Raw genomic sequence first — 15,658 nt, forward strand, 5'->3', positions numbered from 1 at the left:
TTCATGTGTTGTTAGCAGGAGGCAAAGATACAAGAATTCTTTGAAATAGACTTCATTGGGGGGATTTACCCACAGATTTAGGCAATTTCCTCCCGATAAGTAGGAGTTTTCAGTTTTATAAGGAAAATTCATTCTCTACTTTTGTTCTATCGAAAGATTAATGATAGATAATAATTAGAGAACCGTTAAAAATAAAGGAATATGAAAACGAACACATTTAAATACTTCGGTTTGGCTTTGATGGCCGTATTGATGGTAAGTTTTACCTCTTGCGAAGTGGAAATAGATAGTTTCTATGATGATGATCATAATGGTGCAGGGTACTATAATCGTTCGGCTGATTTATGTAGCCGTACTTGGGTTAGTTTCTACCGGGACATGGACGGTAACTATTGCCGTCAGGAACTGGACTTCTTTTTAGATCGTACCGGAATTGACTATATACGGGTGGAATATCCTAACGGAGCAGTAGAGCAATATGAATATAATTTCCGTTGGAGCTGGGAGAATTATGCGCAGACTTCCATTCGTATGTCATACGGACCGAATGATGTTTCATACCTGGATGATGTGTACATCGGTGGAAACAGGTTAAGCGGTTATCTGGACGGACGAAATAACTTTGTAGAGTTTCAGGGGAAATGATGAAAGATAAAGAGGAAAGAAACAGAGGGAAAAGATCGTTTGAAGGATAACAAGATGCAGGTGAAAAGAGAAGGATAAGGAAGTTAAGATAGAAATAGGATAGTTATTAGGAACAAAATAATAGGTAACGAAGTAAAAGGGGAATCAATAAGATTTCAGGATATATGAATCAGGGTATCAATAGGGCGTGAAATGAAAGCTTAAAAGTTTTGAACCGGACTAAATAGTTTTTATCTTTGCGCCCTATTAGTTTTTATATACATGGAGTGGTTATATAGTCTATTTATCGAACATTCTGCCTTACAGGCTGTTGTGGTACTTTCACTGATTTCTGCCATTGGTCTGGGCTTGGGAAGAGTGCATTTCTGGGGAGTTTCCCTGGGAGTCACTTTTGTTTTTTTTGCAGGTATCCTCGCCGGCCATCTCGGGCTTTCGGTCGATCCGCAGATGTTGAACTACGCAGAAAGTTTCGGACTGGTCATTTTCGTTTATTCTCTCGGTTTGCAAGTCGGTCCCGGTTTCTTCAGCTCTTTCCGCAAAGGAGGGGTGACGTTGAATATGTTGGCAATGGGAGTTGTTCTGTTGGGAACCTTGTTGACGGTGGTAGCCAGTTATGCAACAGGCGTCTCTCTTCCTGATATGGTCGGTATCCTCTGTGGAGCAACCACGAATACTCCGGCGTTGGGAGCCGCACAACAGACGCTGAAACAGATGGGAATGGACAGCAGTACTCCTGCTTTAGGATGTGCGGTAGCCTATCCGATGGGGGTCGTTGGTGTAATCCTTGCCGTTTTATTAATTCGCAAAGTGCTGGTTCGCAAAGAAGACTTGGAGATAAAAGAGAAAGACGATGCGAACAAAACCTACATTGCAGCGTTTCAAGTACACAATCCTGCTATTTTCAATAAAAGCATCAAGGATATAGCTCGCATGAGCTACCCGAAGTTTGTCATCTCCCGCTTATGGCGTGACGGACATGTCAGTATTCCGACTTCTGACAAGATATTGAAAGAAGGTGACCGTTTGCTGGTGGTAACTGCGGAGAAAGATGCTTTGGCCTTGACCGTGCTTTTTGGTGAACAGGAAAATACGGATTGGAATAAAGAGGACATTGACTGGAATGCGATTGATAGTGAATTGATTTCGCAGCGTATTGTCGTTACCCGTCCCGAACTGAATGGTAAGAAACTCGGGTCACTCCGATTGAGAAACCATTATGGGATTAACATCAGCCGCGTGTATCGGTCGGGTGTGCAGTTGCTTGCTACTCCGGGATTGATACTTCAATTAGGAGACCGCCTGACGGTAGTGGGAGAGGCTGCTGCTATTCAGAATGTGGAGAAAGTATTGGGAAATGCTGTAAAAAGCTTGAAAGAACCCAATCTGGTTGTTGTGTTTATCGGCATCGTACTTGGCTTGGCATTGGGAGCTATTCCTTTCTCCTTTCCGGGTGTCAGTACTCCTGTGAAGCTGGGATTGGCGGGTGGACCGATTATCGTTGGTATCCTTCTGGGAACTTTTGGACCGCGGATACACATGATTACCTATACCACCCGTAGTGCGAATCTGATGCTGCGTGCCTTGGGGCTTTCCATGTATCTTGCTTGTCTGGGACTGGATGCCGGAGCTCATTTTTTCGACACCGTATTCCGTCCGGAAGGTTTGTTATGGATCGCTTTGGGGGCCGGATTGACTATTGTTCCAACCGTGTTGGTCGGGTTTGTAGCTTTCAAGATGATGAAGATTGATTTCGGTACTGTATCCGGTATGTTGTGCGGAAGTATGGCAAATCCGATGGCACTGAACTATGTGAACGATACCATTCCCAGCGACAATCCATCCGTAGCCTATGCGACTGTTTATCCGCTGTGTATGTTCCTGCGGGTAATTATCGCTCAAGTGTTGTTGATGTTCTTGTTAAATTGAGAATTGAGAATTGAAAATTGAGAAATGATGGATTTGTAAATAAAAAGAAGTCATTTCTTAATCAGGAATCGTTTAAAATAGATAAATTTGTAACTAGAAAAGGAGAGGAGTTAATAAATTCCTTTTTTGAGTTACTAAATGGTAAGTTGTCAATGAATAATAAGTTGCCAATTAATAAATTGTAAATAGTAAAATAGTAAATAGAATGACTGCTCAAAGTAACATAACTCCTGAAAGCATTGTGAGTGATCTCCGTTACCTGCAACTGCTTTCCCGAAGTTTTCCTACCATTGCCGATGCCAGTACGGAAATAATCAACTTGGAGGCTATCTTAAATCTACCTAAAGGGACGGAACATTTCCTGACTGATATTCATGGAGAATATGAAGCTTTTCAGCATGTACTGAAAAATGCTTCCGGTGCGGTAAAACGTAAAGTAAATGAAATATTCGGCAATACTCTCCGTGAAGCTGAAAAGAAAGAAATCTGCACGTTGATTTACTATCCCGAAGAGAAACTCCAATTGGTGAAGGCCCGTGAAAAGGATCTGGACGATTGGTATCTGATTACGCTGAACCAACTGGTGAAGGTCTGTCAGAACGTGTCTTCCAAATATACCCGTTCGAAGGTTCGTAAATCACTGCCTGCCGAATTCTCTTATATCATTCAGGAGTTATTGCACGAATCGTCTATCGAACCGAACAAGCATGCTTATATTAATGTAATTATCAGCACGATTATCACTACGAAGCGTGCCGACGATTTCATTATCGCTATGTGTAATCTGATTCAGCGCTTGACTATTGATTCTCTTCATATCGTAGGAGATATTTACGACCGTGGTCCCGGTGCGCATATCATTATGGATACATTGTGTAATTACCACAACTTCGATATCCAATGGGGAAATCATGATATTCTTTGGATGGGAGCAGCTTCCGGTAATGATAGTTGTATCGCTAATGTGATACGTATGTCCATGCGCTACGGTAATCTGGGTACGCTTGAAGACGGGTACGGAATCAATTTGCTTCCATTGGCTACTTTTGCAATGGATACGTATGCCGATGATCCTTGCACGATCTTCATGCCGAAAATGAACTTTGCCGATGCTCATTATAATGAGAAGACTTTGCGTCTGATTACTCAAATGCATAAAGCCATTACCATTATCCAGTTTAAACTGGAAGCTGAAATCATCGACCGCCGTCCGGAATTCGGAATGGCTAATCGTAAACTTCTGGAGAAGATTGATTTTGAACGTGGTGTCTTTGTGTACGAAGGAAAAGAATATGCTTTGCGCGATACCAACTTCCCGACTGTAGACCCGGCAAATCCTTACCGGTTGACTGAAGAAGAACGCGAATTGGTAGAAAAGATTCATTATTCATTTATGAATAGCGAGAAATTGAAGAAGCATATGCGTTGTCTGTTTACTTATGGCGGCATGTATCTGGTTTCAAACTCGAATCTTCTTTATCATGCTTCTGTTCCTCTGAATGAGGATGGCAGTTTTAAGCATGTCAAAATACGTGGAAAGGAATACTGGGGACATAAATTGCTGGATAAAGCCGATCAACTGATCCGTACCGCTTACTTCGATGAAGAAGGAGAGGAGGATAAGGAATTTGCTATGGATTATATCTGGTATATGTGGTGTGGTCCGGAGGCTCCCTTGTTTGATAAGGATAAGATGGCGACTTTTGAGCGTTATTTCCTAGAAGATAAAGAGTTACATAAAGAAAAGAAGGGCTATTATTACACATTGCGTAACCGGGAAGATATTTGTGACCAGATTTTGACAGAGTTTGGAGTTTTAGGGCCTCATTCGCATATTATCAACGGTCATGTGCCTGTGAAAACGATTCAGGGAGAACAACCCATGAAAGCCAATGGCAAGCTTTTCGTTATTGATGGTGGCTTTTCGAAAGCTTATCAACCGGAAACGGGAATTGCGGGATATACACTTGTTTATCATTCTCATGGTATGCAGCTCGTACAGCATGAACCGTTCCAGTCCCGTCAGAAAGCCATTGAAGAGGGGCTTGATATCAAATCGACCAACTTTGTTCTCGAATTTAATTCGCAACGAATGATGGTGAAAGATACCGATAAGGGAAAAGAACTGGTGACTCAAATACAGGATTTGAAGAAATTGCTTGTTGCTTATCGTACTGGTCTGATAAAGGAGAAGGTTTGAAATGAATGTTATTCCTTTGCAATATGAAATTCAATAACTTTTAGTGCATTGAGTGATTCGTTCCACCTAGGTGGGACTAAACGGTGACCCGGATGGGACGAAAGGAAAACCATGGTGGAACGAAACAAACATCCAGGTGGAACGAATTATCATTAGTAAAGCAATATCTTGATATTAGTGTTTTAATCTTTTCAGCAGTATATCTTGCCCGATTCTTGTTTAGAAAAGAACAATACCTGCTTCTATAATCGCTCCTTTATCATAATTGCTTGATTTATTATAGAATCTGGTTAACCCATAACCGCCTGTCGCAAAGATACCGAACTTCTTGGTAAATTGATATTCCAGATTGGCACGTGCCTGCAATGCGTACAAACGTTTCGGAATCACCTCGTCTTTGTTATCGAACGCCTCGATATGCTGGTAGCCAAGGTCTCCGCTGATGGATAAGCCTTTGTAAAGAGGAAATGACAGACCGGCACGATAAGATGCACTTGCCGAAAACTTATCATTCAACCCCTGATACATGGAGCCGACTCCCAGAATAGTATAAAACAATTGGTTCTTGAAACGTACACCTATATTGGCAGGTGTTGCATTTCCACCATACACCATCATTTGCACTTTTGTATCAGGATTCGCATTCACCAGTCCGAGTTGGAACCCCTTCATATCTTCCCTGTAATAATTGACAAGGCCAATTTGAAGCCCGCGTGCCTGCGTTGCATAATTACATAATGCTATTTGCACCCCATTCAGTTTCGATGCGGTTATGTTGGCAATACCTGCAATCTGCAAGCCGTTCATGTGTTCGCCTACCACATTCAAAAGTCCGGAAGCCATCAAACCGCCGAAGCTCTGTCCGGTGATATTTGCCGCTCCGGAAAAGTGTAGCCCCGAAGCCATATTGCCCGTCACATTCATGAAACCACTCATCATTACCCCCGAGGTATTATCTCCTCCGATGCTGGTTAAGCCGGATATGATTACTCCCTGCGTTCTGTCACCGGTGATATTTACCAATCCGGCAGCAGAAAGTCCTACGGTGTTGTTACCGCTGATATTACTGATACCGGCCAGCTGGACACCCCTCATTGTTCCACCTGCCAGATTGGCTAATCCGGTGATCTGTACTCCGTTCATGTCACCATGTACCACACTTCCCAATGCATTGATGCCCACACCGTTCAGACGGTTCATTGTAGACAGGAGACCGATGTTCACATAAGTCGTCTGTGTACTGTCATGCGGTTGCGTACAAATATCTTTCCAGATGGATATATTAATACCTGCACTCTTGTTCTGTGCCGGTAAACAAACGGCAGCCATTAGTATAGCTGCCGTGAATATTGTTTTCTTTATCTTCATTCCTTTCTCTTTTCGGTTTAAGTTATATCTCTATGCAGCTAACTTTATATTAGCCTTTTGCTTCCTGATATAAATAACGTTTGATGCTCTTCTTCGGTGTCTTTTCGAATTCTTCCGGATAGATTTTCATCTTGGATATTTGGCTGTAGGCCGGTAGCATATCATTCAGTGCCACACGGTTTTCTTCCATTATTTGCTCGATGTCTTCATTCTTGAGACCGTGAGCGAAAGCGTCGTCAAAATCAGGATAAACAAGTCCGACAAGTTTTTCGTTTTGCTGAACGATAATACTTTCAGCCACGTATGGCAGGTTGTTCAATTTATCTTCAATTTCTTCCGGGTAGATATTCTGTCCGCTGGCACTCAATAACAGGTTCTTGCTGCGTCCTCTGATCGTAACATTTCCTTCGGCATCCATCAAAGCCAGGTCACCTGTATGCAGCCATCCGTCTTTGTCGATAACTTCTTGGGTAGCTTCTTCGTTTTTGTAATATCCCAACATCACATTCGGGCCCTTACATACGATTTCGCCAACAATGTTTTCGGGATCAGATGACAACACTTTCACATCCATACGTGGCACAGCTTTTCCGCATGAACCCGGTTTGAATCTTCTCCAATCCTCGTAGCAGATAATCGGACCACATTCCGTCATTCCATATCCTACTGTATAAGGGAAATCAATCATTTTCAAGAACTGTTCTACTTCCTGATTGAAAGCAGCACCTCCTACAATAACAGCTTTGAAGTTTCCGCCGAATGCCTTAATCATTTCTTCGCGTACCGTTGCTTTTATCTTGTCATTGATGATAGGTACTTTTAGTAAGATCTTCATTGCAGGAGTTTCCAGTTTCGGAAGTACGCTCTTCTTGATGATTTTTTCGATGATAAGCGGTACGGCAACAATCAGATTCGGTTTCACCTCTTCGAAAGCTTGGAAAATGATTTTCGGGCTCGGCATGCGAGTAAGGAAGTAGATGTGGCAACCCACGGAGAACTCATAAAGGAATTCGAAAGCCAGTCCGTACATATGTGCCATAGGGAGCATGGATACGATCTTATCTCCGGCTTGCAGGTCTAACACTTCAAAAGCAAATTTGGTATTCGACCACAGACTGCGATAGGGGAGCATTACTCCTTTCGAGTAACTTGTTGTTCCTGAGGTATAATTGATAACAGCCAGTTCTTCCGGTTCATCCTTATGATAAGCGATATGCTCTGTGCGGAAATTCTTCGGATATTTTTTGCCGAACATTTCGTTCAGATGCTCGCGTGCATAAGTCAGTCGTTCGCTGCGTGACACTAGCAGGGTGAAGTCGTTCATCATCAGGATACCCTCCAGTAGCGGCATTGCCGACTCATTCAGGTTTTCCCATACCATATCTCCTACAAGCAGTAATTTTGCTTCGGAATGGTTGACGATGTTATGTATATTGTCCGCTTTAAATTCATGGAGGATGGGTACAACAACTGCCCCATACGTCAGTGTAGCAAGGAAAGTGACTCCCCAATGAGAGCTGTTTCTTCCGCAAACAGCAATCTTATCTCCTTTGCGGATTCCACTTTCTTCAAAAATGATATGGAGTTTTTCGATCTTGCGAGCTACGTCTTTATACTGTAATGTTGCACCTTTATAATCGGTCAGGGCATCCAAGTCCCAATTATTTTTGATACTATTCTCAATGTAGGCTATAAAACTTTGTTCCATTGTTTTGCACATTTGGTATTAATTTGTGCAAATATAGCAATTATATTAAGAATGAAGAATTAAGAGGGAAGAATTTTTGGAAATGGAAGAAGGGCGATGCGGTGAGATCGCGACAGGCCGGTAGGAAGAAAGATTATGCTTATAGCTAATTTAATTATGCTATAACCAAAAAACATTATGCTATAATCAAAAAAAATATGCTATAAGCAAAAATAATTCTGCTCATAGCATATTGATTGATTCTTTAGATTCTTATTTCAAGTACCATTCGTACATTCTTTGTACGCCTTCCTCGATTTCAATTTTATGGTGCCACCCCAAAGCGTGCAGTTTCGAAGGATCGGTCAGCTTGCGCATAGTGCCGTCCGGTTTGCTGCTGTCGAAGGTCAGTTTTCCTTGATACCCTACAGTTTCTACAATACGTTCGGCCAGTTGGCGGATGGTGATTTCCTTACCGGTACCGATGTTGATGTGGCAGTTGCGGATATCTTTGCTACCTTCTTTATAGGTATCTTTGAAGTCTACGTGCTCCATAACAAAGACACTGGCATCCGCCATTTCTTCGCTCCAAAGGAACTCGCGGAGTGGAGTACCTGTACCCCAAAGAGTGACTTCCGTTTCGCTGATTCCGTATTTTTGAAGAATAGCCAGGATTTCTTCTTTCGGACTGTCGCCATTCACACCTTCCACCGGACGCAGATTCATATCCTTACGTACAGCTTCCCAGTTTCCTTCTTTCAGACAGTGTGCCAGATGAATCTTACGGATCATGGCAGGCAGTACATGACTGCGTTCCAAGTCGAAATTATCATTCGGTCCGTAAAGGTTTGTCGGCATCACAGCGATGTAGTTCGTTCCATATTGCAGGTTGAAACTTTCGCACATTTTCAGTCCGGCAATTTTAGCGATTGCATACGGTTCGTTGGTATATTCCAACGGTGAAGTAAGCAATACGTCTTCCTTCATCGGCTGTTCGGCGTCACGTGGATAAATACACGTGCTACCCAGAAAGAGCAACTTCTTTACATGGTGGCGGAAGCTCTCTCCGATGATATTCTGTTGAATTTGCAGATTCTTATAGATGAAGTCGGCACGGTAGATGCTGTTCGCCATGATACCACCCACAAAGGCAGCAGCAAGGAATACATATTCCGGTTGTTCTTCATCGAAAAAATTACGGACAGCCGCGCCATCCAGCAGATCAAGCTCTTTGTGAGTGCGGCCTACCAGATTGGTGTATCCTTTATCCTGCAAATTCTTCCAGATAGCAGATCCCACAAGTCCGCGGTGTCCTGCCACATATATCTTTGCATTCTTTTCCATTCTATCTTTTATTAGTTCACCACAGAGGACGCAGAGGACACGGAGGATTTTATTTTTTCCTCTGTGTCCTCGGTGTCCTCTGTGGTGAAATGAAATTCATTTAGTGTTTGGTAGCAATCATTCGTCTCACTTTCTCCATATCGTGGCGAACCATGATGCTTACCAGTTCTTCGAATGATGTTTTACGCGGATCCCAACCCAACAGTGTTTTAGCTTTTGTCGGGTCGCCCAGCAGCTGTTCTACTTCTGATGGACGGAAATACTTCGGATCAACTTCTACCAGAGATTTTCCGGTAGCTACATCGATACCTTTTTCATTTACGCCTTCACCTTCCCAACGAAGTTCGATCCCTGCTTCTTTGAATGCTAACGTTGCGAATTCGCGCACCGTGTGCATTTCTCCAGTAGCAATAACGAAATCTTCGGGAACATCATGTTGCAGGATCAGCCACATACATTCGATGTAATCTTTGGCATATCCCCAGTCGCGGCGTGCATCCAGATTACCCAGATACAGTTTGTCCTGTTCGCCCTGTGCGATACGTGCGGCAGCAAGCGAAATTTTACGGGTAACGAACGTCTCACCACGGCGTTCGCTCTCGTGATTGAACAAAATACCGTTTACTGCAAACATACCATAGCTTTCGCGGTAGTTTTTAGTAATCCAGAAACCATATTGTTTGGCTACCCCATACGGAGAACGGGGATAGAATGGAGTTGTCTCTTTTTGTGGAACTTCCTGCACCTTACCGAACAATTCGGAAGTAGAAGCCTGATAGATGCGGGTTTTCTTTTCCAGTCCCAGGATGCGTACAGCTTCGAGCATACGCAACGTACCGATAGCATCTGCTTCGGCAGTGTATTCCGGAACGTCGAACGAAACCTTCACGTGGCTTTGAGCTGCGAGATTGTAGATTTCATCCGGTTGCACCTGTTGAATAATACGAATTAACGAACTAGAATCTGTCATATCCCCATAATGCAGATTAATCGTACGTTTCTGTTTCATGTCGCGCACCCACTCGTCAAAATACAAATGTTCAATACGTCCTGTATTGAACGAAGAAGAACGACGGAGTATACCGTGTACTTCGTAACCTTTTTGCAATAGAAATTCGGCAAGATAAGAACCATCTTGTCCGGTGATGCCTGAAATTAGGGCTTTTTTCATACGCTAATTATTTATATAATTGAAAATGTGGGTGCAAATGTCGGCATTTTTTGTGACCCAGCCAAGTGACTTTCCAATTATTTTTCAGCACAGTTATTCAGCACGGTTTTTTCCCATTATTTTGTCGATAATCAAAGCGATAGCTCCGTCTCCCGTCACATTGCAGGCAGTGCCGAAACTGTCCATGGCGATGTAAAGCGCAATCATCAAAGCTTGTGCCGATTCGTCGAAACCGAGCATGGATTGCAGAATCCCCAGGGAAGCCATGATTGCTCCACCCGGAACTCCCGGAGCGGCTACCATTGTGATACCCAGCATAAAGATAAACCCGGCGAACAGGGGGAAGTCGAACGGCATTCCCTGCATCATCATCAATGCCAGTGCGCAGGCTACGATTTTCAATGTGCTGCCCGATAGATGGATGGTGGCACATAGCGGAATCACGAATCCGGCCACTTCGGCAGATACTCCGTTCTTTTTGGCCTGTTCCAGCGTCACGGGGATGGTGGCTGCGGATGATTGTGTGCCCAATGCCGTGAAGTAAGCCGGCAGCATTTTGATAAGCAATTTGAATGGATTTTTATGCACAAACAATGCCGCAATGGAATACTGAAAAACCAACAGGAAAATATGAAGAACGAAGATGACTCCGATAATTTTAATAAACACCATCAGGATAGAATATACTTGTCCCGAATGTGTCATGTTGAGGAATATGCCGAAAATATAAAGCGGCAGCAAAGGCAGAATGACGGCACTTATCATTCGTACGATAATTTCCTGAAAATCACGTGCCACATTTTTCAATGCGTCGCTGTTGAGTGACGCCAGTCCTAACCCCAGTGTGAAAGCTAAAACCAGGGCTGTCATCACGTTCATCAGTGGCGGAATGGAAACGGAGAAGTAGGGGAGGATTCCCTGCGCTGCGCTTACTTCTTCAAGTGGTGCACCCGGTTCGATAAGTGAGGGAAATATTGTGACTCCTGTGAAGTAGGAGAGAAAGCCGGAAAAAAGAGTAGCGAAGTAAGCGATCAAAGCAGTCAGGAGCAGCATTTTTCCTGCACCTTTCCCGATGTCGGCAATAGCCACAGTGACCAGCCCGACGATAATCAATGGGATAGAGAAATTGAGAAATTCACTGAAAATGCCATTGAACGTAACAAATATTCGCACTAGCGGAGCCGGGAAAACTGTGCCGATGGCAATACCCAAAATGATGGCGATAACGATGCGTGCCAGCAAACCGATTTTAATCTTCTTCATCCTTGATTTTATTTGTAGACTACAAAAATAATGTTTTAATCTAAAATCTTGCGAACAAATGTGCATTTTAAATGTTACTAAGATAAAGAATATTCAAAATATACAAGTTATGGCAAATCAGAATAAAACAGATATCGGACTTATCGGCTTGGCTGTGATGGGCGAGAATCTTGCTTTAAACATGGAGAGTAAGGGATGGCACGTGTCGGTATATAACCGTACTGTTCCCGGAGTAGAAGAGGGGGTGGTAGAGCGCTTCCTGAATGGTCGTGCAAAAGGTAAAAACATCGAAGGATTCACGGATATAAAGGCATTTGTAGATTCGATAGCTATTCCCCGTAAGATTATGATGATGGTTCGTGCCGGAAGTCCGGTAGACGAACTGATGGATCAGCTTTTCCCGTTGCTTTCACCGGGAGACATTCTTATTGATGGCGGTAATTCTAATTACGAAGATACCGACCGTCGTGTCCAACTGGCGGAATCAAAGGGATTTCTTTTCGTCGGTAGCGGTGTGTCCGGTGGTGAGGAGGGAGCCTTGAATGGCGCTTCTATTATGCCCGGCGGTTCGGAAAAAGCATGGCCTGAAGTGAAACCGATTCTTCAGAGTATTGCGGCAAAAGCTCCGGACGGCACTCCTTGTTGCCAATGGGTGGGTCCTGCCGGCTCCGGTCATTTTGTGAAGATGATTCACAACGGTATCGAATATGGTGATATGCAACTGATTGCCGAAGCCTATTGGGTGATGAAAAAGTTGCTTGATCTGACCAATGAGGAAATGGCTGATGTCTTTGCCCGTTGGAACGAAGGCAAACTTCGCAGTTATCTGATTGAAATCACCGCCAACATTCTGCGGCATAAAGACAAATCCGGAGGTTATCTCATTGATAAAATTCTGGATGCAGCCGGACAGAAAGGAACCGGTAAATGGTCGGTTATCAATGCGATGGAACTCGGTATGCCGTTAGGGCTAATTGCCACGGCGGTATTCGAACGAAGCCTTTCTTCACAGAAAGACTTGCGTCACTTGGCTTCCAAGCAATTCCAGTGTCAACATACACAACCTATATATAATAAGGCGGAACTCGTAAAGAATATTTTTTCTGCTCTTTATGCTTCCAAACTCGTCTCTTATGCCCAGGGATTCGCCGTGTTGCAACGTGCTTCCGACGCTTTCGGCTGGCATCTCGACCTGGCTTCCATTGCACGTATGTGGCGTGGGGGATGCATCATCCGCAGTATATTCCTGAACGATATTGCTGCTGCCTTCGAAGCCACCGACAAGCCTAAACACTTGTTGTTGGCTCCTTATTTTAAAGAAGAAATGAAGACATTGCTTCCCGGATGGAAGAGTCTGGTGGCGGAAGCCATGAAAGAAGAACTTCCCGTTCCTGCTTTCTCTTCTGCCCTGAACTATTTCTATTCGCTCACTTCTGCCGATCTGCCCGCCAACCTTGTGCAGGCACAACGCGATTATTTCGGTGCGCACACTTTTGAGCGTAAGGATGAGTTGCGCGGACAGTTCTTCCACGAGAACTGGACAGGCCACGGAGGAGATACGAAATCGGGTACATATAATGTTTAAATAGAAAAATAGTTTTGAAATGATAAATTATATTTCACCACAGAGGACACGGAGGACACAGAGGTTTTATATTTTTATTTACTATGGAGTAACACAGAGTTTCACGTATTTATAATTGTATTTATCGCTCTGTTTTACTTGCAGAAAGAGAGAGAAGAACTCTGTGTTCTCCGTGTCCTCTGTGGTGGACTCATAAATGATTATTTACCATTTCAAAACATAAATCAAAACAATTCTTGAATGATGGATAAATTTGCAATGATAATTTTCGGTGCGTCGGGTGACTTGACCAAGCGTAAGCTGATGCCTGCCCTTTACTCCCTTTACCGTGAAAACCGGTTGACCGGAGAGTTTTCCATATTGGGTATCGGGCGTACGGTCTATTCTGACGATAACTACCGTTCCTATATATTAGAAGAACTGCAACAGTTCGTCAAGTCCGAAGAACAGGACGCAGCTCTTATGGCTTCGTTTGTCTCCCATCTCTACTATTTACCGATGGACCCGGCAAAAGAAGAAGGTTACCCACAACTCCGCCAACGTCTGGTGGAATTGACTAACGAGGTAGATCCGGACAATTTGCTGTTCTACCTTGCTACTCCGCCATCACTTTACGGAGTAGTGCCCATCTACTTGAAAGCTGCCGGACTTAACACTCCCCATTCGCGCATCATCGTCGAAAAACCTTTCGGCTATGATCTCGAATCGGCACTTGAACTGAATAAAACGTATGCCTCTGTTTTCAATGAGCATCAAATTTACCGTATCGACCATTTTCTCGGTAAGGAAACGGCCCAGAATGTACTGGCTTTCCGTTTTGCCAATGGTATCTTCGAACCTCTCTGGAACCGTAACTATATCGACTACGTTGAGATTACAGCCGTAGAAAATCTGGGTATCGAGCAACGTGGCGGGTTCTATGAAACGGCAGGTGCGCTGCGGGATATGGTGCAGAACCATCTGATACAGCTTGTAGCCCTTACGGCTATGGAACCGCCTGCTGTTTTCAATGCAGACAATTTCCGTAATGAAGTGGTGAAGGTCTACGAATCTCTTACTCCATTGAACGATGTCGATTTGAACGAACATATTGTTCGCGGACAATATACAGCCTCCGGTAGTAAAAAGGGATACCGTGAAGAAAAAGGAGTGGCTCCCGATTCGCGCACGGAAACTTATATTGCCATGAAACTGGGCATCAGTAACTGGCGCTGGAGTGGCGTTCCGTTCTACATTCGTACAGGAAAACAAATGCCGACGAAAGTAACGGAAATCGTTGTTCATTTCCGTGAAACACCTCATCAGATGTTTCATTGTGCCGGTGGCAACTGTCCGCGGGCGAATAAATTGATTCTTCGTTTGCAACCGAATGAAGGAATAGTGCTCAAGATCGGAATGAAAGTCCCCGGTGCAGGCTTCGAAGTCCGTCAGGTGACGATGGATTTCAGTTATGCACAGTTGGGCGGTGTGCCTAGTGGCGACGCTTATGCCCGTCTGATAGACGATTGTATTCAGGGCGATCCGACTTTATTTACTCGAAGTGATGCAGTAGAAGCCTCATGGAAATTTTTCGATCCGGTGCTGCGCTATTGGAAAGATAATCCCGACGCGCCTCTTTACGGTTATCCCGCAGGTACGTGGGGGCCTTTGGAAAGCGAAGCGATGATGCATGAACATGGGGCCGACTGGACGAATCCTTGTAAGAATTTGACAAATACAGATCAATATTGTGAATTATGAAAATATCAGTTTTTCCCTCATCTATTGAAACTTCACGAGCATTGATACTCCGCCTGGTGGAAATCATGAATGAAGAGCCGGACAGAGTGTTCAATATCGCAGTCAGCGGTGGTAATACCCCTGCTCTGATGTTCGATTTATGGGCGAATGAATATCTGGAAATCACCCCTTGGGACCGTATGCGGATTTATTGGGTGGATGAACGTTGTGTGCCTCCCGATGATTCGGACAGTAATTACGGAATGATGCGCAACCTTCTTCTGGGCATAACTCCTATTCTTTATGAGAATGTATTCCGCATCCGTGGAGAGGAAAAGCCTGCGAAAGAGGCGGTTCGCTATTCGGAGTTAGTCCGGCAGCAAGTGCCGTTTAAACGTGGTTGGCCCGAATTCGATATTATACTGTTGGGGGCCGGAGATGACGGACACACTTCTTCCATCTTTCCCGGACAAGAAGATTTGCTGACTTCAAACTCTATTTATGTGGTCAGTGCACATCCCCGTAACGGGCAGAAGCGTATCGCAATGACGGGATATCCCATTCAGAATGCCCGCTATGTCATTTTCCTGATTACCGGAAAAAACAAAGCCGATGTAGTAGAAGAAATCTGCCATTCGGGAGACACTGGTCCCGCAGCCTATGTAGCTCATCATGCTCAAAATGTAGAATTGTTTATGGATAAAGGGGCTGCCGCATGTATTGAAGATCCTAATAAAAAGAAGAGTTAGA

The 15,658-nt window shown here is 44.0% G+C and carries 11 protein-coding genes; 6 read left to right on the forward strand and 5 right to left on the reverse strand.

What is annotated here, in order from left to right; genetic code table 11:
- The first annotated feature begins 201 nt into the window (after positions 1 to 201).
- From NXX38_RS17255 to NXX38_RS17265, 3 genes are all read left to right on the forward strand, one after another.
- A complete protein-coding gene (locus NXX38_RS17255) occupies positions 202 to 645 on the forward strand; it encodes a hypothetical protein (protein WP_195650426.1) in 444 nt (147 codons plus the stop codon).
- Positions 646 to 906: 261 nt separating this feature from the next.
- The gene (locus NXX38_RS17260; protein WP_148367334.1) at positions 907 to 2,571 is read left to right on the forward strand and encodes a putative transporter; all 1,665 of its coding nucleotides are present in this window, start codon (positions 907 to 909) and stop codon (positions 2,569 to 2,571) included.
- A 205-nt stretch (positions 2,572 to 2,776) separates the two neighbouring features.
- Positions 2,777 to 4,771 carry a fructose-1,6-bisphosphatase gene (locus NXX38_RS17265; protein ID WP_148367332.1) on the forward strand — a complete coding sequence of 665 codons (1,995 nt, stop codon included), beginning with the start codon at positions 2,777 to 2,779 and terminating at the stop codon, positions 4,769 to 4,771.
- A 219-nt stretch (positions 4,772 to 4,990) separates the two neighbouring features.
- Here the strand turns inward: NXX38_RS17265 and NXX38_RS17270 are convergent, their stop codons facing one another.
- The 5 genes from NXX38_RS17270 to NXX38_RS17290 all read right to left on the reverse strand — a co-directional run bounded on the left by NXX38_RS17270 (position 4,991) and on the right by NXX38_RS17290 (position 11,604).
- Positions 4,991 to 6,139: an LA_2272 family surface repeat-containing protein gene (locus NXX38_RS17270; RefSeq protein WP_074559694.1), complete on the reverse strand. Its 1,149-nt coding sequence runs from the start codon at positions 6,137 to 6,139 to the stop codon at positions 4,991 to 4,993.
- 49 nt (positions 6,140 to 6,188) lie between these two features.
- A complete protein-coding gene (locus tag NXX38_RS17275) occupies positions 6,189 to 7,847 on the reverse strand; it encodes an AMP-binding protein (protein WP_148367330.1) in 1,659 nt (552 codons plus the stop codon).
- 252 nt (positions 7,848 to 8,099) lie between these two features.
- Positions 8,100 to 9,170, reverse strand: a complete 1,071-nt coding sequence (locus tag NXX38_RS17280; protein ID WP_074559690.1) for a GDP-L-fucose synthase — start codon at positions 9,168 to 9,170, stop codon at positions 8,100 to 8,102.
- Between the two features lie 100 nt (positions 9,171 to 9,270).
- On the reverse strand, positions 9,271 to 10,341 hold the full coding sequence (gene gmd / locus NXX38_RS17285) for a GDP-mannose 4,6-dehydratase (RefSeq protein WP_117933029.1): 1,071 nt from the start codon (positions 10,339 to 10,341) through the stop codon (positions 9,271 to 9,273).
- A 93-nt stretch (positions 10,342 to 10,434) separates the two neighbouring features.
- Positions 10,435 to 11,604 carry a dicarboxylate/amino acid:cation symporter gene (locus NXX38_RS17290; protein WP_074559687.1) on the reverse strand — a complete coding sequence of 390 codons (1,170 nt, stop codon included), beginning with the start codon at positions 11,602 to 11,604 and terminating at the stop codon, positions 10,435 to 10,437.
- Positions 11,605 to 11,713: 109 nt separating this feature from the next.
- On the opposite strand from NXX38_RS17290, the gene gnd reads away from it, so the two are divergent.
- The 3 genes from gnd to pgl all read left to right on the forward strand — a co-directional run bounded on the left by gnd (position 11,714) and on the right by pgl (position 15,657).
- Positions 11,714 to 13,189 (forward strand): decarboxylating NADP(+)-dependent phosphogluconate dehydrogenase, encoded by a 1,476-nt coding sequence (gene gnd, locus NXX38_RS17295; protein WP_217723604.1) that lies wholly within the window; start codon positions 11,714 to 11,716, stop codon positions 13,187 to 13,189.
- A gap of 243 nt (positions 13,190 to 13,432) precedes the next feature.
- Positions 13,433 to 14,929 (forward strand): glucose-6-phosphate dehydrogenase, encoded by a 1,497-nt coding sequence (gene zwf / locus NXX38_RS17300; RefSeq protein ID WP_148367371.1) that lies wholly within the window; start codon positions 13,433 to 13,435, stop codon positions 14,927 to 14,929.
- Positions 14,926 to 15,657 carry a 6-phosphogluconolactonase gene (pgl, locus tag NXX38_RS17305; protein ID WP_167511895.1) on the forward strand — a complete coding sequence of 244 codons (732 nt, stop codon included), beginning with the start codon at positions 14,926 to 14,928 and terminating at the stop codon, positions 15,655 to 15,657. The genes zwf and pgl overlap by 4 nt, the downstream gene beginning before the upstream one ends.
- The last annotated feature ends 1 nt before the right edge of the window (position 15,658 follow it).

This window comes from Bacteroides sp. BFG-637 (assembly GCF_024793605.1).
In the GTDB taxonomy this organism is placed as follows: Bacteria; Bacteroidota; Bacteroidia; order Bacteroidales; family Bacteroidaceae; genus Bacteroides; species Bacteroides vicugnae.